Origin of the sequence: Sphingomonas sp. SFZ2018-12, from assembly GCF_022496715.1 — a bacterium.
Classification (GTDB): Bacteria; Pseudomonadota; Alphaproteobacteria; order Sphingomonadales; family Sphingomonadaceae; genus Sphingomonas.
The window spans coordinates 991,989-1,010,442 of sequence record NZ_WTFM01000001.1 but is presented as its reverse complement, the minus strand read 5'-3'; the positions used below and the strand labels follow the sequence as shown (position 1 = coordinate 1,010,442).

General features: G+C 62.5%; 15 protein-coding genes and 1 pseudogene. 7 read left to right on the top strand and 9 right to left on the bottom strand.

The window, feature by feature from the left end:
* Positions 1-122: 122 nt before the first annotated feature.
* A complete protein-coding gene (locus GO308_RS04655) occupies positions 123-2,111 on the bottom strand; it encodes a ParB/RepB/Spo0J family partition protein (RefSeq protein WP_240884103.1) in 1,989 nt (662 codons plus the stop codon).
* 256 nt (positions 2,112-2,367) lie between these two features.
* On the opposite strand from GO308_RS04655, the gene GO308_RS04650 reads away from it, so the two are divergent.
* Positions 2,368-3,450 carry a hypothetical protein gene (locus GO308_RS04650; protein WP_240884101.1) on the top strand — a complete coding sequence of 361 codons (1,083 nt, stop codon included), beginning with the start codon at positions 2,368-2,370 and terminating at the stop codon, positions 3,448-3,450.
* Positions 3,451-3,520: 70 nt separating this feature from the next.
* Here GO308_RS04650 and GO308_RS04645 read toward each other — a convergent pair whose 3' ends face one another.
* Genes GO308_RS04645 through GO308_RS04630 form a run of 4 tightly spaced genes read right to left on the bottom strand, consistent with a single transcriptional unit; the run spans position 3,521 to position 6,637 of the window.
* Positions 3,521-4,894, bottom strand: a complete 1,374-nt coding sequence (locus tag GO308_RS04645) for a Dyp-type peroxidase (RefSeq protein ID WP_240884100.1) — start codon at positions 4,892-4,894, stop codon at positions 3,521-3,523.
* A 3-nt stretch (positions 4,895-4,897) separates the two neighbouring features.
* On the bottom strand, positions 4,898-5,509 hold the full coding sequence (locus GO308_RS04640; RefSeq protein WP_240884089.1) for a hypothetical protein: 612 nt from the start codon (positions 5,507-5,509) through the stop codon (positions 4,898-4,900).
* Between the two features lie 40 nt (positions 5,510-5,549).
* Positions 5,550-6,506, bottom strand: a complete 957-nt coding sequence (locus GO308_RS04635; protein WP_240884087.1) for a catalase family protein — start codon at positions 6,504-6,506, stop codon at positions 5,550-5,552.
* Entirely contained in the window at positions 6,470-6,637 is a 168-nt protein-coding gene (locus tag GO308_RS04630; protein WP_240884084.1) for a hypothetical protein, read from the bottom strand. The genes GO308_RS04635 and GO308_RS04630 overlap by 37 nt, the downstream gene beginning before the upstream one ends.
* Before the next feature lie 155 nt (positions 6,638-6,792).
* Here GO308_RS04630 and GO308_RS04625 point away from each other — a divergent pair, with 155 nt between their 5' ends.
* The 6 genes and pseudogenes from GO308_RS04625 to GO308_RS04600 all read left to right on the top strand — a co-directional run bounded on the left by GO308_RS04625 (position 6,793) and on the right by GO308_RS04600 (position 11,897).
* Positions 6,793-7,416: a TetR/AcrR family transcriptional regulator gene (locus tag GO308_RS04625; protein ID WP_050746444.1), complete on the top strand. Its 624-nt coding sequence runs from the start codon at positions 6,793-6,795 to the stop codon at positions 7,414-7,416.
* A 65-nt stretch (positions 7,417-7,481) separates the two neighbouring features.
* Positions 7,482-7,910 carry an acyl-CoA thioesterase gene (locus tag GO308_RS04620; RefSeq protein ID WP_240885199.1) on the top strand — a complete coding sequence of 143 codons (429 nt, stop codon included), beginning with the start codon at positions 7,482-7,484 and terminating at the stop codon, positions 7,908-7,910.
* Positions 7,907-8,773 carry a 3-hydroxyacyl-CoA dehydrogenase gene (locus GO308_RS04615; RefSeq protein WP_240884083.1) on the top strand — a complete coding sequence of 289 codons (867 nt, stop codon included), beginning with the start codon at positions 7,907-7,909 and terminating at the stop codon, positions 8,771-8,773. The genes GO308_RS04620 and GO308_RS04615 overlap by 4 nt, the downstream gene beginning before the upstream one ends.
* A gap of 27 nt (positions 8,774-8,800) precedes the next feature.
* Positions 8,801-10,567 carry an oleate hydratase gene (locus GO308_RS04610; protein WP_240884074.1) on the top strand — a complete coding sequence of 589 codons (1,767 nt, stop codon included), beginning with the start codon at positions 8,801-8,803 and terminating at the stop codon, positions 10,565-10,567.
* A gap of 41 nt (positions 10,568-10,608) precedes the next feature.
* Positions 10,609-10,854, top strand: a pseudogene (locus GO308_RS04605) (YHS domain-containing protein); the annotation flags it as partial.
* A gap of 530 nt (positions 10,855-11,384) precedes the next feature.
* Positions 11,385-11,897, top strand: coding sequence for a hypothetical protein (locus GO308_RS04600; RefSeq protein ID WP_240884070.1), 513 nt, complete (start codon positions 11,385-11,387; stop codon positions 11,895-11,897).
* Positions 11,898-11,962: 65 nt separating this feature from the next.
* Here GO308_RS04600 and GO308_RS04595 read toward each other — a convergent pair whose 3' ends face one another.
* The 4 genes from GO308_RS04595 to GO308_RS04580 form a co-directional block, all read right to left on the bottom strand.
* Positions 11,963-12,697, bottom strand: a complete 735-nt coding sequence (locus tag GO308_RS04595; RefSeq protein WP_240884069.1) for an RES family NAD+ phosphorylase — start codon at positions 12,695-12,697, stop codon at positions 11,963-11,965.
* On the bottom strand, positions 12,694-13,107 hold the full coding sequence (locus GO308_RS04590; protein WP_240884067.1) for an MbcA/ParS/Xre antitoxin family protein: 414 nt from the start codon (positions 13,105-13,107) through the stop codon (positions 12,694-12,696). Before GO308_RS04590 ends, GO308_RS04595 begins: the two co-directional genes overlap by 4 nt.
* A gap of 53 nt (positions 13,108-13,160) precedes the next feature.
* Positions 13,161-17,402 (bottom strand): strawberry notch-like NTP hydrolase domain-containing protein, encoded by a 4,242-nt coding sequence (locus GO308_RS04585; RefSeq protein ID WP_240884064.1) that lies wholly within the window; start codon positions 17,400-17,402, stop codon positions 13,161-13,163.
* Between the two features lie 75 nt (positions 17,403-17,477).
* Positions 17,478-18,374 carry a toprim domain-containing protein gene (locus tag GO308_RS04580; protein ID WP_240884063.1) on the bottom strand — a complete coding sequence of 299 codons (897 nt, stop codon included), beginning with the start codon at positions 18,372-18,374 and terminating at the stop codon, positions 17,478-17,480.
* Positions 18,375-18,454: the final 80 nt, after the last annotated feature.

Here is an 18,454-nt window from a genome sequence, read left to right as displayed (position 1 = left end):
GCCGGTCAGTGCCACAGGGTCCCGAGCCCCCTCTGCTCTCCTTCCAAAAAGGAAGCGGCCCTCCGGCCTAAGCCGAAGGACCGCTTCTCGAGGTACGAGTGGCCTTGCCTGTCAGGAGGAGGTCAGGCGGCCAGCTCGTGGGGGGTATGAATTTCGCCGTCGACACCAGACTCAGCGTCAGCTGCGTCGATCTCGGCTTCGCCGGCCTCCAGGGTAGTCGAGGCGAACCGCATGACCTCAGGCACCCAGGCCAGAGCCTTTTCACGGACCTCGACCTCGGTGATGTAGGTGCCGGCGAAGACGCGCTCGGCGCTCATCGCGAGGTCACCCTTCTTGACCGAGGCGAAGCGCGAAGAGAGTTCGAGACCGCCAACATCGGTCAGCGCGTCGAGGATCACCTGCTTCGAGACCCGGTCGAAGTAGTTGGCCGCCGTCGGCCGCCACCACTGCGCCATATCGATGCCGATCAGACTGCCGAGATGATCGTGGAATGGCAGTTGGCGCTCACCGGTCATGTTGAGGCTCGCCTCGAGCGACCGGGCGACGACGTAGCCGAGCCAGGCCGCGCGGCTGTCATCGTGCAGCGCCCGAAACAGATCGAAGCGGGACGTTGCATCAGGCCCGGCGCGCCAGCTTTCGTCGAGGCCGGACCTGAGCTCGGCAAGCGCGCTGCTCGTCAGCGCATCCTTGGCTTCGAAGCCGATGATCGGGCCTGCCGGGACAGGCGCGCGCAGTGTGGTCGAAGGGCGCGCCCGCCAGTCGTGGGTATCGGCATCGGCGAGAGTGAAGACCATGATGTCAAGCGCCAGCCCGGGATCGGATGCAACGTGAAGTGCCAGAACATCGCGGCGCTGCATCGCGAGTTCGTCGACCAGACGTTTCGACAAGGTGGTCCGGCGCCTGTCCGAACCTTCTTCGCCTGCAACGACTTCGATCCCGTCATCGGGTTCGGCGGGTTCAGCCTGACGCTCGGCGTAGAACACCGGCTGGAGAACCGGCGTGCCATCGCGGGAGAGCACCAGCACCATTCCTGCATCGGCCTTGAGCTCCGGCGCGATGACGGGCGGGCGGGCACGAATCTCCTGGCATTCGCGTTCGATGGCCTCGATCGCCGCTTCGGCGGCTGCCACAGCCTCCTCGGCACTGTCCTCATCCTCGAGGATCGCCGCATGCTCGTCATAGGAGGCATCGAGTTCGTCGAGCCTCGCCAATTCTGCGTCGGTCAATGGCGCCGGTTCGGCAGGAAGCCGGACCAGCCCTTCGACCAGATCGTGGCTGGCATAGGGATCGAGCGTCGGCTTGACCCAAGCGAGACCCTGCTCGGCGGCGAGGGCTTTGGCCTGCTCTTCCATCTTTGCCGCCGCGAGGCTCTCGAGCAGCGCAACATCGATCCAGGATTCGCTGTCGTCGTTGTCGAACAGCTCGCGCTGGATCCGGCCGCCGGCAGCGATATAGGCGTCTCGACCAACGAGCCGAGCACGCGGATCGCTGCCCCGGACAGTCCCTGCCAGAACCAAGCGCCGGATGCTGTCCGGATTGGGGGCATAGTAGGCCGACGAAACCTGCTCGAAGACGCGGGCCTGGATGTCCTGATCTGAGGTAGCGCCAAAGGCTTTGGCGATGTCGAGCGTGATCTGGCCAGAGGCCAGCGCCTCGAACACGACCGGCGCAAGCGTCGCGAGACGCAGGCGCCCCTCAACGAAACGGACCGTCAAACCGAAGCGGCGGGCAACGTCCTCGACGGTCGCACCGCCTGTTACGAGCGCGGCAAAGGCCTGGACTTCGTCGGCCGGGTTCATGGCGAGGCGGTGGAAGTTTTCCGCAAGGCTGGTCTCAACCGCGGCTTCCGCACTGTCTTCGAGCACGAGGCAGGTGACTTCGTGATCACGAGCGAGGATCTTTTCGTCCACTAGCGCCAGCATCGCACGACGACGGCGCTCGCCCGCTTCCACCTCGAACTTGCCTTTGGCAGCGGGTCTAACGATGAGGTTCTGCAGCAGACCATGCGCAGCAATGCTGGCCTTAAGCTCGGTATCTGCTGCCGGATCACTGTGACGGCGGACATTACGAGGCGACTGAACGAGCTTGTTCAGTGGGATCGATTTGATCATGGGACACACTCCTGACTGTGAGCCAAGTGCATCGACCATCGACGCCCAAGCGGCTCAATCAGGGCAAAGCCCACTCCCCTCTAATGCGTTTGTCGCGGGTCTTTCAGTAGACGATGGCGATCGCTGAGACAACGCGGCACAAAACTCAATCCGCCAACTACAAATCGCCCAATGCCGAGTGCCAAAATTGTTGCTTATTCAGCTACCAATTTGCACTTCAACACGTATCGACAGTCGGGAAGAGCGATGAAACTGCATGCCACTCAGTGACGCCGTATACGTCGGTCGCCCCGACGCTATTAATCTCGAGCCAGATGGCGTAGGCATTGTCGATCTTGACGATGCGCTTTCCGCTGCCGCCAGCGACGCGACCGAGATCACCATTCTGGGTGGCTACTACGATCATGTTTGGCTCCTCGACTTGCTCCGAAAGCTGCCACGGGCGCGGCGGCGGGACTGCCGGGTGCGAATCGCAGTCGGTTCCGACGCGACCATAACCCTACCAAAAGTGTGGGAGCACATGCGCGGGGTCCAGAGGGAGCTGCGACGGATCGGTTACCGCTCGATCGAAATCGCCATTGTTGGACGGTCTCCAGTTCACTTCCACACGAAGCTTTTTCGTTTCCTAAGGACTACCCGCCCCTATTGGTTCATCGGTTCGGCGAATCCCGGCAGCGACCGCCACGAGTTGATGCTGCGACTATCCGGCCCTCACGAGGAACTCTCGAACTATGTTCAGGCGGTCTTCGATGCTGCACAGTCGGTCGATGATCCCGTGGCTCGTCGGCAACGCCCATCTACGATGCGTGACTTCTTCCTGGACGGGGTTCTCTGCCACAAGCCTCCGCACCAGCAGCTCTTCACATTCGAGGCTTACAAGCTGTCGCCCGAAGATCGTCGGCGAATTGACATCCGTATCGGCGATGTAAGTGGAGTAGAACATGCCAGTCCCCGCACGGAGGGCTTTGGGTTCGGTCTGCGCAGCGCGATTGGGATGATGGAAACGGATCCTAGCGAAATGGAGGATGTCGCAAGCCGTGTACGCTTTCGCGACTACGGAATGGATACGCTGTTCGGTCTCTGGATGCCGTCCGCTTACGCCGCGATCATCCAGGCTTCCGTGACGGAACGCGAAACGGCCATCGGGGAGAGGCTCCGTGCGATCGGTCGTCGGCTCGCCGACCCAGCCGGACAGCAGGCGGCCACCCAGGATCCGAAACGCCTGCGCTCAAGCGGTCCGGATGACCGAAGCGTCCTCGCCGATCATGCCTTAGAGGCAGTTTTTGCAGACGTCAGGATTACCGATCGGGCCAGGCGCGACTGGCAAAGATCATGGTGAGGCCGAGCGCAGCGATCCTGATGAATTGCACGTTCATCTTCACAAAGGCCAACGACTGACCGGCGGGTTCCTAACCCCAGCTCCCGGCCGCCAGCCATTTGAGCGCGGACAGGCTTGGCATGAACAGATATTCGCCGCCCTTCATGACATTGAAAGTCTGCACACCGTCGATGCGCTTGCGCGCCGGCGCCTGCGGGATCGTGAACCGGCCATCATCCTCATGCAGGCCAACGATCGGATCGCGCTCTTCGCCAAGGTCGACGAAATTGCCTCGGTTGATCCACTCCTGCTGCATGAACTCGATCGTGTCGTAGGCACGCGCGCTGATGAAGATGAAGAACAGGCCGCGATCGCCGTTGGCATCGTCCTCAGGCCCCACATCCTCGGAATAAACCGGCCCGAAGGTCGAGGAACGGCGAATGATGCGGTGGATGTTGACGTCGGTGAGCAGCGTCAACTCGGAATCGCGGGGATTGAGCCGTCGCATATGGCAGCCGAGCGGCACGACGCGGCCTTTGGGATCGTCCTTGAAGGTGAAGTCGTTGTTGCGCTGCGAATCGGCGCCGAGGTCGGGATCGTCGTGATCGTGCGCCAGCGTCAAGGGTGCGCCGGAGCGCCAGCGCCCGAACATCTTGGCGGCAAGGCGCTCGCGTTCATCCGGCGTGTCGCCATGTGCCTTGAGGAAGGCGTTGAAGCAACCGACCCGGCTGTTATACTTGCGCATTACGACGAAGGTGCCGTTCCTTCCGAGAACCGCAGGCTCGGGCATGCCGAGCGGCTGGCCGTTCTCGCTCTCATAGCCGAGGATGAATTCGCCGGCCTTGATCGGCCGCTCCTCGCCTGGCAGCGGATCAACGCCGCTGCCCTCCACTGCGGGCTGGGAGATCGAATCCCGGAAACCGAACGGGTTTTTCGCGCCGTCTGGCGCGCCGAAGCGATGCTCGCCGAGCAAGGTGACGCCGCTGCTCCGGTCGAGTTCGGTGCGCGCCGTCGCCAGCGCCTTGTCGAGCGCATCATCGTCGACCGCGTAGATGGTCAGCGCGAGATGGCAGTTGTCCGGCTTGAACACCTCTTCCCAGTTTTCAGGCGCGTTGGGCCCGAAGTCGCGAAGCTGCTCCGCGCGTGCGGCCATGCCCTGCTGGAAGGGGAGCGGGAATGTCTTGAGCTGCGCTTCGGGAACGCCGAGCGCCTTCAGCCCCTCGAAGCTGAGTGCGGCCCCGATCCAGAAATCAAGATCCTCGCTCCAGTTGTCGGCAGATGCGATATGGGGCGCGAGCCGGCCGAGAAGATCGCGCGCGCCCTCCGCCTCGTCGAAATGGAGCATGGCGTGGATACCGACATAAGGCTCGGGCCGGCTTCGCAGGATCAGCGCCTGAATGTCGTGCAGATCGAGCGTAACGCTGTCGCGCCGGAAGCGCTCTTTCAGTTTCTGAAGGATCGCCATGGCTCAGCCCACCTTGTCCAGGAATTCGTTGACGGCATGCTCCATCCGCTGAAGGCGGCGCACGTCGACGACGGTCACCTGCGGGTTGGCGACGAACCAGCCGGCAGCGGTGATCTGATGCTCGGCGATGAAATCCTTGACCTTGGGGCTTGCGATGCCAGGCCAACCTTCGACCGAAGCGAAAAGCAGGTCCATCAGGTCGGGGATCTTGGTGGCGAAGTCGTTGATATAGGTGTCCCAGTCGCCGTCATAGGCGGTGGCGAACAGGATGCGTGTGTCGTTGTCGAAGAACACGAACCGCATATTGTGGAGCGTGCCGACTTTCTGCGCGCCATCGAAATTGCCGTTCACCAGCCCGAAGATGCGTTTCAGCCGGTCCGCGCCGCCTGGCTTCAAGTTTGCGATGGCGGTGAGCTCGGAGACATTGCCGGACTGCGCGCCGACGCGACCGGCCGAGCCGGCTGTGCCCTTGAGGTCGGGATTATGCTTCGTCACCATCTGCTCGAGGGCGAGCTTGGCGAGCTGTGGCGCATCGCCAACCACTTCCTCGATGCGGCGGCGGATGGCCTGCAAGCGGGTTTCATCGATCAGCGGGGTTTCTTCGGTCTCGGCCATGGCTGGCCTCCTTTCGTGATTGCGTGTGACGATCGGATCGTCAGTCCGGAATGACGTCGATGCTCGCCGGCTCGGCGCGCGGTTGCGCGTTCATTTCGTGGCGGTAGCGGGTGGATCGTTCATAGGCGGCGATGCGCACCCGCATGATCGATCCGAGCGGCTGATGATCGCGGATACCGTGCCAGGGATTGAACGACAGCACGTCATCGCCATAGACCCGCCGCGCCGGCGAATAGGCGTCCTGCGGCGGGATGCGCAGCGTGGCGATCGGCTGGTGTGGCGACAGCTCTTCGGGCCAGAGCACCGCCGCGTCCTCGACAGGCATCTTGTCGAGATCAGCGCAAAGTTGGGCGCGCAGTTGATACTCAGCACCTTGGTCGCGGAAATGCTCGACAACCAGATCGCGCATGGTGGCATCCTCCACCGTGCCGACGTCCTTGCCGGTGAGCGCGCGGACATTGTCGGAAAGCGGCGCGGCGCTGATCTTGGCGATGTAATCGCCAAAGCGGATCGCCGCCATCGAATGATAGGTTTCGCCCAGCAGATGGTTATTGTCGCGAGCGAGCCCGCGCAGCGTGGCGCCGGGCTCGACGCCGACCGCTTCGACTGCCGCCTCCACGCCGCGCGCGACCCCAGCCATCGCTCGCTGGAGAAAGGCCGGGTTCTGGGCATTCTTCTCCAGAAGGCTGATGAGCTGGCGATATTTACCGATCGTGCCGAAGCTCAAGGTCGGGATGTTGACGAGCAGGAAATCCTGGTTGTGGCCCTTGTCTTCGGGGAGAAGCCGCTCGCCATCGACACCGATCACCTTGATCGCCATGCCACGCGGCGCGGGAATGGTATCCGAGTGGATGTCGCCCGGCGCCGAAGAGAGGCGGATCACCACCGGATAATTGGCGGGTCGGGCGAACAAGCCCTGGCGCAGATGCGAGGGCAGTTCGTGAACGATCAGTTCGCCCTTCAGGAACCCATGGCTTTTGGCATGGGCGTCGCGCACGGCGTGGCGATGACGCTCGAAGGCCCCCGGTTGGTGTTGGCCATGATCTCGAGGATCTCGGCGGTCAGCCGCTCCTCGTCCTCGCCGAGAACCTCCACGTCCGGGGAATAGCCAATGTAGGTTTGAGCCAAGAGCGCTCCTTCACACTGAGATTTCGTTGCCCAGGAACGATTTCGGGTCGAAATCGCCGTTGATTTCGGATATCAGTTGATATCTGGTTTCACTGAGAACGCGGAACCTCCAAAAAGGTTTCGCACGTCTCGCCCGTTGGTTGGAGAACGAACCCATGCCGCTTACGCGCAAGGACACGCAGCGCCAGACGCGGGACCGGCTGATCGCGGCCGCGCATTCCTCGATTATCGAGGAGGGGGTCGCTGCCATGTCGATTCGCAACATCTGCAGCGCTGCAGGGCATTCGCAGGGCGCCTTCTACTCGAACTTCGCCAGCAAGGATGATCTGCTGGTCGAGATCCTGCAAAGCCATATCCAGGACGAGGTCACACTGCTTCGCGACCTGGTCGCGCACTGCTCCGGCGACGATATCGAGGCGACGCTGCAGGTGCTGGCCGCGCGGCTCGCGAAGTTGGCCGACGAGGCACAATGGTCACTGCTCTCGATCGAATTGCAGCTCCATGCCCGGCGCGATCCGGCTTTCGCCGAGCGGCACCGGGAGGGCAAGGCGGCCTGCTATCGGATGTTCGGTGAGCTCGTCGCCGATCTGACGCAACGCTTCGCACTTCGTCCGGCCTTGCCGCCGATGCAGACCGGTATCGGTCTTTACGCGCTCTGGATGGGACTGGCGGTGCAGGGCGATGTCGAAGGCGCCATGCCGCGCGACGAGATGCTCGTCGGCTTCTTCCGCGCCATGGCAGGACTGGGTTCGTCGCATGAGGAGCAGGCGTATTCGTGAGCGGGATCGTGTCAGATCGTCGACGCATCGGCTGCGATGAGCACGGACACCCACTCGTCGGCGAGGTGGATGAGCATCGGCGCTTCCATATCCGCTTCCGCGCCCGGGACGCCGACATCGACGAACTCGGCCATGTCAACAATGCGGTCTGGGTGACCTGGATTCAGGATGCGTCGGTGGCGCATTGGCTGTCGGCCGCGCGGCCGCAGGATCGCGACCGGTTCGTCGCGGTCGTGCTGCGCCATGAGGTCGACTATCGCGGCAATGTCCGGGCGGGAGACGAGGTCAGTGCGATCACCTGGGTCGTCCGAGCGCCGCGGGGTGCCCGCTATGCACGATGTGTCGAATTCCATGCCGAAGACGGCCGGACGATCGTCGCCTCGCTGACCCAATGGGCCCTGGTCGATCGGGAAACCGGCAAGCTGGCCCGCGTCCCGGTGGAGGTGGCGGCTCCGTTTCTAAGTGACGATACCGCGCAGAAGGAAATTGGATGAGCGATATCAGGAAAGTGGCGGTTCTCGGCACGGGAGTCCTCGGGAGCCAGATCGCCTTCCAGACGGCCTATAGCGGCTTCGATGTTGTCGCCTACGACATCAGCGAGGAAGCGCTCGAACAGGCGCGCGCACGGCTGGCGGCGCTCGTCGAAACCTACACGAACGAGGTGTCGGGCGCGGCTGGCGGCAAGGCGGCCGAGGCGCTCAAGCGGATCGCTCTGCTGAGCGATCTCGGCGCGGCCGTCGCGGACGCGGACCTCGTGATCGAGGCGGTTCCGGAGGTTCTTTCGATCAAGCAGGCGCTCTACGAGAAACTGGCGGGGCTCGCGCCGGACAGGACGATCTTCGCCACCAATAGCTCGACCCTGCTGCCGAGCGACCTGAAGGCTTACACCGGCCGACCGGACCGGTTTCTGGCGCTGCACTTCGCCAACAGCATCTGGAAGTTCAACACCGCCGAGGTGATGGGCACGGACGACACCGATCCGGCCGTGTTCGATGCCCTGATCGCCTTCGCCTCCGCCATCGGCATGGTGCCGATCCCGGTGCGCAAGGAGAAAGCGGGTTACGTCCTCAATTCGCTTTTGGTGCCGCTCCTGGACGCGGCCGCCGATCTGGCGGCCGGCGGCTATGCCGAGCCGGAAGATGTCGACAAGGTCTGGCGGATCGCCACCGGCGCGCCGATGGGGCCGTTCCAGATCTACGACATCATCGGATTGAACACCCCCTACAACATCCTCTCGCATGGCGACGAGCATGCTCAGTCGCTCGCCGCCTGGCTGAAGGAAAACTACATCGACAAGGGCAGGCTCGGCATCGCCTCGGGCGAAGGCTTCTACAGCTACAAGCCCTCCGCAGACTGATCCCAACAAGAAGAACAGGAGTTCGCCATGCACTATAGCAGCGGAAACTATGAAGCCTTCGTGCGTCCCCGCAAGCCCGAGGGCGCCGACAAGAAGACGGCCTGGTTTGTAGGTTCGGGGCTGGCGGGGCTTGCCGGCGCGGCCTTCCTGATCCGCGACGGCGGCGTTTCCGGCGACCGCATCACCATCCTTGAAGAGCTGGAAATCCCTGGTGGCGCGCTCGATGGTCTGGACGTGCCCGAAAAGGGCTTCGTCATTCGCGGCGGCCGCGAAATGGAAGAACATTTCGAGTGCCTGTGGGACCTTTATCGCTCTATCCCCTCGCTGGAGATCGAGGACGCCAGCGTGCTCGACGAGTTCTACCGGCTCAACAGGGACGATCCCAACTTTTCGCTCCAGCGCACGACGCAGAACCAGGGCCAGGACGTGCCCGACAAAGCGCTGTTGACGCTAAACGACAAGGCCCAGAAGGACCTGCTCTCGGTCTTCCTCGCGACGCGCGAGGAGATGGAGAACAAGCGTATCAACGAGGTCTTCGGCGAAGACTTCCTCAAAAGCAATTTCTGGCTCTACTGGCGCACCATGTTCGCCTTCGAGGAATGGCATTCCGCGCTGGAGATGAAGCTCTACCTGCACCGCTTCATCCATCATATCGGCAGTCTCGCCGACTTCTCCTCGCTCAAGTTCAACCGCTATAACCAGTATGAATCGATGGTCCTGCCGCTGGTGAAGTGGCTGACCGATCACGGCGTCACGTTCCGCTACGGCGTCGAGGTCACCGATGTCGATTTCGACATCCAGCCCGGCCGCAAGCAAGCGACCCGCATTCACTGGAAAGAGCGCGGCGTCGAAGGCGGCGTCAATCTCGGGCCAGACGATCTCGTCTTCATCACGATCGGCTCGCTGACCGAGAATTCCGACAATGGCGACCACAGGACGCCGGCGAAGCTCAATGAAGGACCGGCGCCGGCCTGGGACCTGTGGCGCCGCATCGCCGCGAAGGATCCGGCCTTCGGCCGCCCCGACGTGTTCGGCGCCCATATCCCGGAGACGAAATGGGCCTCCGCCTCCATCACTGCCCTCGACGCCCGCATTCCGGCCTATGTCGAGAAGATCACCAAGCGGAACCCCTTTACCGGCAAGATCGTCTCCGCCGGTATCGTCACGGTGAAGGACTCGGCGTGGCTGCTGAGCTGGACGGTTCATCGCCAGCCGCATTTCAAGAAGCAGCCCAAAGATCAGATGATCGCCTGGTTCTACGCGCTCTTTGTCGATTGCCCCGGCGACTTCGTGAAGAAGCCGATGCAGGAATGCACCGGTGAGGAGATCACCCAGGAATGGCTCTATCACCTCGGCGTGCCGGTCGAGGACATTCCCGAACTCGCGGCATCCGGCGCCAGCACCGTTCCCACGATGATGCCCTATATTACCGCCTTCTTCATGCCGCGCCAGGCGGGTGACCGGCCGGACGTGGTGCCGGAGGGCGCGGTCAACTTCGCCTTCATCGGCCAGTTCGCGGAATCGAAGCAGCGGGACTGCATCTTCACCACGGAATATTCGGTGAGAACCCCGATGGAGGCCGTCTACACGCTGATGAATGTCGAGCGCGGCGTGCCGGAGGTCTTCAACTCGACCTATGATATTCGTACACTTCTTGCTGCGATCGGTCCGCTGCGGGACGGCAAGGGCATCGATCTTCCCGGACCAGCCTTCCTGCGCAAGCTGCTGATGAAGAAGCTCGAAGGCACAGAGATCGCCAAGCTGCTCGAAGAGTTCCATCTGATCGAGGAGTGAACAAAGGCCGGAAGGCACGCGCGGCGTGTGAAAGGTGATGAATGGCCGACGACGATCAGAAGAGCGAACGCGCCGCCGAGGTGACTGGGGCGCACGGCCATCATCACCATCATGAGCCGGACGGCGAAACGCCGTCCGGTCACGTCGACCATGATCCAGTCTGTGGCATGGTGGTCGATCCCGCCAGGACCGCTCACAAGGCTGAGTATGAAGGCGAGCGTTACGCCTTCTGCTCGGCCGGCTGTAAGGCGAAGTTCGACGCCGACCCCGTGCATTATGCAGCACGGGTAGCGCATGCCGAGCCGCACCATGAGGGTGCTGCTACCTTAGCGCCTTTCGGACTTGTCAGCAGATGATAAAAGACCCGCACTGGCTGCAAGGCAAAGCCTAGATATTGCCCAGCGGCGCTGTGCTTGGCAGGTTTCATCTCCGCATTCATCCGCTTACCCCCTTGAGCGCCATGCTGTTGAAGTTGCCTTGCAAGGTCAAGAGAACATGGCTGATCTCGGTGCGGGTCTTCCCGATGTAAGTTGTGACTATCTGCTTTCTTCGACGGCGATGGAACTTCGTACTGTTGAATCTCCCGAACAACGACAGAAATGGCCCTTGCGGAATTGACTAGGCCATTGCTGGTTGCCTCACATTGGTGCGGATTGCTGTCGAGCTGCTCCAGCAAGTTAGAATGGCGTGTCTGGGTAGGCGCATCCGTTATGGTGCTGGCGTGGAACGGCCTCACTTGGGCGGTAATTGACATCGCCGCTGCGAGACCAAATGTGTCGGTGGACGTGCCGAACAACGAACACTATCCAGTTCCGCGATGTTCTACCTTCATTGCACGAAGAAGCTGCTCAATCGGATCAAGCCGGATATCGTTACCGCTGGGCCAAGCGACACCGCCCTGGGCAATTGGTATGCCACGGTGATGTTCTGGAAGCCGCAGGTGGCTTTGCTGGTTTCTGAGCGTACGCTGCTTCCCGTGCTTTTGCCGCTGGCCCCGGCGGCCACGCTTGCTCCGAGATTCCCCTCACAATTGGCGTTGGTTCTGAAGGAGCATGGCGTCCCTTCTGAATTCATCGCCCAAGAAGTCTGGCGGATGGACAAGGTCCAATACGCAAAAACTGCGAACCGGAGCGTCGTCGGCATCCTCAATGAGTTCGTGAAGCAGGCTGAATTCTGGCTGGCCGCCTATGCATACGAAAAGGGCGATGATGACGACCTCCTGGCAATCTCCGCCAAGCTAGCGGAAACACCATGTAGCCCGCTGTACAAGGGACCGGTTTCGCCAGACAGAGCGCTTCATGAACTCGTGAAGGCTGGTGCACAGGCATGAACGCTCTGGCCGCCAGCTGCGCTCGAAGAACCTACCGCACTCGGCCGGAAACCCAGCTCGTTCGGTCAGGCGGGATCGGGCGGCAAATCGACAATCCGGAAGACAGCGCCCGATCCCGCATCACGAACCAGATCAACCCGCGCGCCATCCCAGTGATAGTCGAGGTGCCGCCCCTGAAGCGGATTTGATGCGCAGTCCGGGTAGAATAGCGCGACGCATTCCCCGCCGGGGTGCCGGATGCTCGGGTAAGCAATCCCGTTCGATCCCGCGCCCCTGAGGTGCCGCGCGAGCGCTTGAGATGCAGCGTAGCTGTCAGGATCGAGCGCCGAATCCGGCTTCCCCGCCACGGTTCGGAGATCATGTAAGTCTACATCGACCGACATGATGATTTCGCGGAACTGCGAGGTCCATCCCGGCGCTTCCCGGGTTCGTGCCATGAAGCGGGCATGGTGGTGGATCGTCTCGAACAGCGCGGTCTCGAACCGGTCCCCAACGTAGAGCACGCCGTAGCTGCCATCGGTAAAGCGACTCGGTCGATCGGTGCTAACGTGGGTGAATGGCGCCATGAGGTAGGAGGCTCCGTTACCGCCGACTCGTCGGTCGACCGGAACGAGGTCGAGATTGCCAATCGTCGCCATGATGCGTGGATTGGTCTTCTGCTCTGCCGAGATCAGCAGCGGCCAGTCCGCGGGATCAGCGATATCCTCGAACAGATCGATCGGCGGAAAGGCGCTGCGGATGATTCTGACAGCGCCCTTCCACTCAACTCGAGAAACGGGGATATCTGCCGCTTCGCTCACCAGCCGCCGCGCTCGGCGTCGAGATAGCGACGCACCCGCATGATGTCGGTAAGCTCGCCTCCCAGCATCACGTCGAGTGCACTGACTCCACCGAACGCGTCGTTGGCTGCCCTGATCCAGGCATACCCGCGGGTCGCCTCCGAGAAGATGATTCGGAGCGCTTTATGAATCCCCATGAGGTTGGAAAGACGCGCTCGCCCATCGCGCGAAATACGCCCAGGGCCTTCAGCCTTCCATCGACGATAGGAGCGCACCGGCATGTCGAGCAGGGTTGCCGCCTGCTCATCGGTCAGTTCCCATTTGGCGAACAGGTTGAGGGCTGCCCGGAACATGGCAGCTGCCTCGTCCTGGGTAACTGGATCGGGCCGGAAGGCGGTAACGGCAGTATCGACGGGTTGCAGAGCCAGCATGGCGTTTCTCCATATGGCATCATATACAGCAACGGATGCCATATGGCAAGAAGCTATGCCGATGCTGCCAGTCTGGCAATCACGCTCGCTGCGCCTTCGATCGGCACGAAAAGCCGGGTCTGGTAGCGGATGATCTCGGTAAAACAGCCTTGGGCCTTGTACCAGTCGAGGCGGGCTACGCTCCAACCAGTGAGCTCAATTCGCTGAGAGCCATTGACCAGGCTGCGTTTGACCATGAGCTGCTCGCGGCCCGCAAATTCCATGGCCCGGCCAGTCGCAAGAACGGTCCGCACGATTTCATCGGCGGACAGCGTCAGCTCGCGCTCGAGACCCAGCGCCCGGCACAGCTCCGGCACAGAATGAACGGGAACCTCGCGGCCGAGGAGCGAACGGCCATCCGCCGCCGAGATGCGGCTCACCCTCACGAAATCCGAAGGGAGCTTGTCCCAGACCGGCAGCAGGAGGCCCGTCGCAAGATACAAGCGCTCGCGCTTGTGGCTCGACCGCGCTTCCTCAACCTCGGCTGCCCAGGCCTCGCGAAAAGCGTCGACGGAAATTGCCTCCCAGCTGCTCTCAGCGAGCTGATCCTCGGTGATGTGCGTGCGCTTCAACGGGCGCAGCAGTTCTAAGCGGGAAACGCGGGTGCCGTCATCAGCAAGAATACTGCGGGCAGGCACGAGCAAGGCAACCCGGCCTGAGCGAGCATTTCGAACCGGCCGTTGCCGCTGCCCAGCGAGGCCGTGAAGCTCCTCGAGCCGCTTCAACGTCAGCGGCTTCAGGGCTCTGGCGATTTCCAGCTCCAGCAGATGGGTAGTCGCGCCCGATGCCGGATCGGTGCGCAGCAGCGTGTCGGACAGGACCGCGAAGTCCTCGACTACGATGGTCTCGAGGCCGAGATCGAGTGTGCCGGCCTGACGGGCGGCATCAATGCGCGCTTCGACCAGCCCGATGAACTCATCGAAGATCGCGTTCTGCAGGGCAATGGGTAGCGCCAGGATACGATTGAGCCAGCGCTGGATCGACGGCAGGTCATCGATCATTGACCCATCGGGCGCTTCGATCTTGAGGCCCGTCAGCTCCTGAAAGCGCCCGAGGCTGACCGCTTCAAGCTTGCCGGTGAACAACAGCCCGAACCAGCGATGGAGCGCCTCCTTGGCGTAGATGCTTTCGAGATTGTCGGCCGGATCGAACAGGTTCTGCCCGCCGGTCTGGCGCTGCCCGCGGGTCAACGCACCGAGACTGTCGAGCCGCCGCGCGATTGTCGAGATGAACCGGCGCTCACCACGTACATCGGTGGTCACTGGTCTGAACAGCGGCGCAGATGCCTGATTGGTACGATTGGTCCGGCCGAGCCCCTGGATTGCGGCGTCAGCTCGCCAACCCGGCTCAAGCAGGAAGTGGACGCGGCGAGACTGGTTCTTCGCAGCCAGATCTGCATGGTAGCTGCGTCCAGTTCCCCCGGCATCGGAGAATACCAGGATGCGCTTGGCGCCGTCCATAAAGGCCTGGGTCTCGGCGACATTGGCGCGCGGCGAGCGGGATTGGAGTTTCTGGCGACCATCGCGGTCGACGATGAGCCGACGGGTGCGACCGGTGACTTCCGCAACCTGGTCAACGCCGAAGCGTTCGATTACAGCATCGAGGGCTGTGGCGATAGGCGGCAAGGCACAGAGCTGCTCGATCATCCGGTCGCGCGCGGCAAGCGCAGAGCGACAGAGCACAGGAGCGCCATGCTCGTCACTCATCGGCTCGGAGCGAGGATTGCCGTTTTCGTCGGTGAACACCGCCATCAGGCGGACAGGAAAGCTCTTGGCGAGATAGTCGATCACGTATTCCCTTGGGGAGAGGTCGATCTCGAGAGCTTCGCGCTCCTCGACAGACAGGTCGGCAAGTCGTCGATCAAGCATCGCTTCTGCCGTCGAAACCAGCTGGACGACCACAGCGTGACCATCAGCAATCGCCGTATCGATCGCGGGCAGCAAGCTGGGGAGCTTCATCGACAGAAGCAGCTGCGCAAAGAAGCGCTGCTTGGTTCCCTCGAAGATCGATAGCGCTGCGGACTTGGCACCAGAGTTGAGCGTCCCTCCGGTTTCGCAGTCGACGATCCGCGTCGCCTCCAGCGCGTCGCGCAGGTTGGCGTGAATGATCGCCCAGGCTTCGGCGTAGGCATCGTAGATCGCGATCTGATCCTCGGTCAGGCAATGCTCGAGGATCTCATATTCGACACCGGCGAATGAAAGGGCCCGGGCTGTGTAGAGTCCGAGCGACTTGAGGTCCCGCGCAACCAATTCCATCGCGGCGATGCCGCCGTCGCGAATGTCGGCAACGAAAGCCTCGCGATTGGCGAAGGCGGTCTCCGGACCCCAGAGCCCGAGGCGCGTCGCATAGGCCAGGTTGTTGACGTCGGACGCACCGGTTGCCGAGGCGTACAGCACGCGCGCCCGGGGCAGGAGGTTCTGCAGACGCACCCCGGCAATGCCTTGCTCCGATCCCTTGACCTTGCCGCGCGATCCTTCACCGCCGGCAGCGTTGGCCATGGCGTGCGCTTCGTCGAACACGATCACGCCGTCGAAATCCTCACCGGCCCAAGCGAGGATCTGGTCAAGGCGCGTTGCGTCGTTTCGACCCGAACGCAAGGTCGGATAGGTCACGAAGAGGATCCCCTCGCGCATCGCGATGGAGGTGCCGAGTTTCCAGGACGCCAGAGGTTGGATGTCGATCGGGAGGCCGCCAAGCGCAGCCCAGTCGCGCCGGGCATCTTCGAGCAACGCCTCGTTCTTCGAAATCCAGATATGGCGGCGTTCGCCGTGCACCCAGCGATCGAGAATGACGCTTGCGACCTGGCGGCCTTTACCAGCGCCGGTGCCGTCCCCAAGAAAATAGCCCAGTCGATAGGTCTGGCCTTCCGCGGATGCCTTGAGAGAACAGCCCTTGTCCTCTGGCTCGAACCGGCCGGGTAAATCGCGCGCATGGGCACTTGCAGCATAGATCAGGGTCTCCGCCTGAGCAGCCGACAACAGTCCCTTGGCAATCAGCCCGTCGGGAAGCTGCGGCACTGCGTCAGCCATCGGAGCAGCGATCGACCCCATGGCGACGGACTCAACAAGCGGCGTCGGATGCTCGGCCGCGCCATCGATTACGATCCTGCTCGGGCGATAGGGCAGATAGTGGCCAACCTGAGGGGCGACCGGCGCAGGGGTTTCAAGCGACTGGTAGGTGAGCGACCCGATGGCGGAGGCTGAAGGAGTGATCCTGGCTGGTGCAGGCAGCGGCCTGCGCGGCACCGCCACCAGGCGAAACGGCGCACGAGCCGGGAGGCTCGATTGCTCGGGAACGGCATCCAAGATGGCGCGATCCGGCAAGGCATCGACAATATCGACCAGCTGGCGAAAGTCGTTTGTGCGGATGGCGACAGGCTCATTGGAGTCTTCCACCTTGTCGAAGACCAACAGCCGCGTGGTAATGCCCGTGCCCTGCCTGACGAACGCGCGTTCGACGGCGGCATTGAGCCTCAGCGAAACTGGCCCTTTCGCCCCGGCCAAAAACCGCACGCAGTCGAACCATTCAGGCATGATCGCGACAAGCCGCCCCCCGGACGCCAGACGGTTCCAGGCCGATCGCAGATGCCTCGCCCCAGTGCGGCCATCGTGGCCCCGCTCGATCCCGTGAGAATAGGGCGGGTTCATCAGCACGACGCTGGGGCTGATGGCCGGATCGAGCAATTCGTCGATCAGCTCGGCATCATGTCCAGTCACGCGGGCATCCGGGAATACCGCAGTCAGGCAGTCGCGGCGTAGCGGTGAAATTTCGTTCAGGACTAGGCGGGCTCCGGCTTTGGCAGCCCAGACCGCGAGCATGCCCGTTCCGGCCGAGGGTTCGAGCACAAGCTCGTCGGTACCCAGCGCGCAAGCCCGGGCAGCGAGCCAGGCGAGGCACGGCGGCGTTGCGAATTGCTGCCATTCGATCTGCTCGTCGCTGCGATTGGTCTGGGTCGGAACTCGGGCATCGAGACCGCAGAAGAATTGTTCCGCCTCGTCGATCGGGCTCGTGGGCTGGATTTGATCTGATGCTTGCAGGTGTTGAACCTGCGCCAGCTCGAGCGCAGCGTGAGCATCACGGACTGACCATGCCCCGAGTGCATCGGTTCCGCCGAAGTGGTCCGTCATGATGCGGTTGATGTCGCTGCGCGAAAGCGCGCTGCCTGCTGCCAATTGCAATGCCATTGCTTTGGCTGCCGTCACGACAAGCGGCGGAGATGGTGGATCGAATGCGAAGGCGAGGGAAGTGTTGGACATGGGAAACCTCCTGACGAGGTCCTGCGTCTCGCAGGCCTCAATCAGCCGAAGGCCCCCTCCCCTCTGGCTCGCTGATCAGGTTTTCCGAGCGAGCCTCGCCTTGAGTTCATCGTTCCAGTCGAAACCGGTCAATGCTGGCGCTCGCGAGTGGATCACACGGCCCGATGCAGAATAAGCCTTTCGCGCACGCTGATCTGCGAGTTCGCCTGCGGGATCATTGTCGATGAACAAGTGGAGTTCGCGCACACTCTCTGGAATCGCGACGAGGCCGAACCGCTCGTTACCGAGCGTTGCCCAGCAAGGGACGCCAAACATCTGCATGGCCGAAAGGGCGCTTTCGATACCTTCGGCAAGGCCCAACCGGCCTGCGGCTGGCCGGGCAAGTCTGACTGCACCACAGCCGAAGCTTCCCAATGCACGCTTCGGCCGATCGAAAGCGGCGAGCTTTGCGCTCGGCGCGTCGAGAAATGTCCTGTGGATCGCGATTATGCCCATGTCAGTCGTGACGGCCGCCAACATTGCAGGGAGGAACTGGACCGCACCACGTGGTCCGAGCGGCGTGCGCTCGAGATAACGGAGCTGATCAGAGGCACGCAGGATCCCGCGCAGCGCGAGGTATCCTTCGGCAGGGCTGTCGGAGATCGCCGTCGCCGAGTGCCACAAACGCCGCGCATTGGAATTGAAGGCCCTATTTTCCTGTTGATCAGCGGCCACGGCACTAGAGCCATCGAACAGGTCACGGCTGCGAACACCCTGGCGGTCCAGTGCCGCTATGACCTCCTCGTTCGAGCATCCCGCGAAGCAATGGAACAGGATCGCTTTGCGACCCAGTGTCACGCTCAGTGAGGGAGTGCGGTCGTCGTGCGCGGGGCAGCAGCACATGCCTTTGCCCCGACCCCATGTACCCTGAAGGCTTTCAACGATCGTGCGGGCGCGGCGTTCGAGTTGATGAACTTTGTCTAACGGGGGCATCGACCTTCTCCGGTTGAGGTGCCCTCCCCGCGCAGCCTCCGCTCTGCACTCGCGCCAATCCAATTTTCCTACATCGCTTG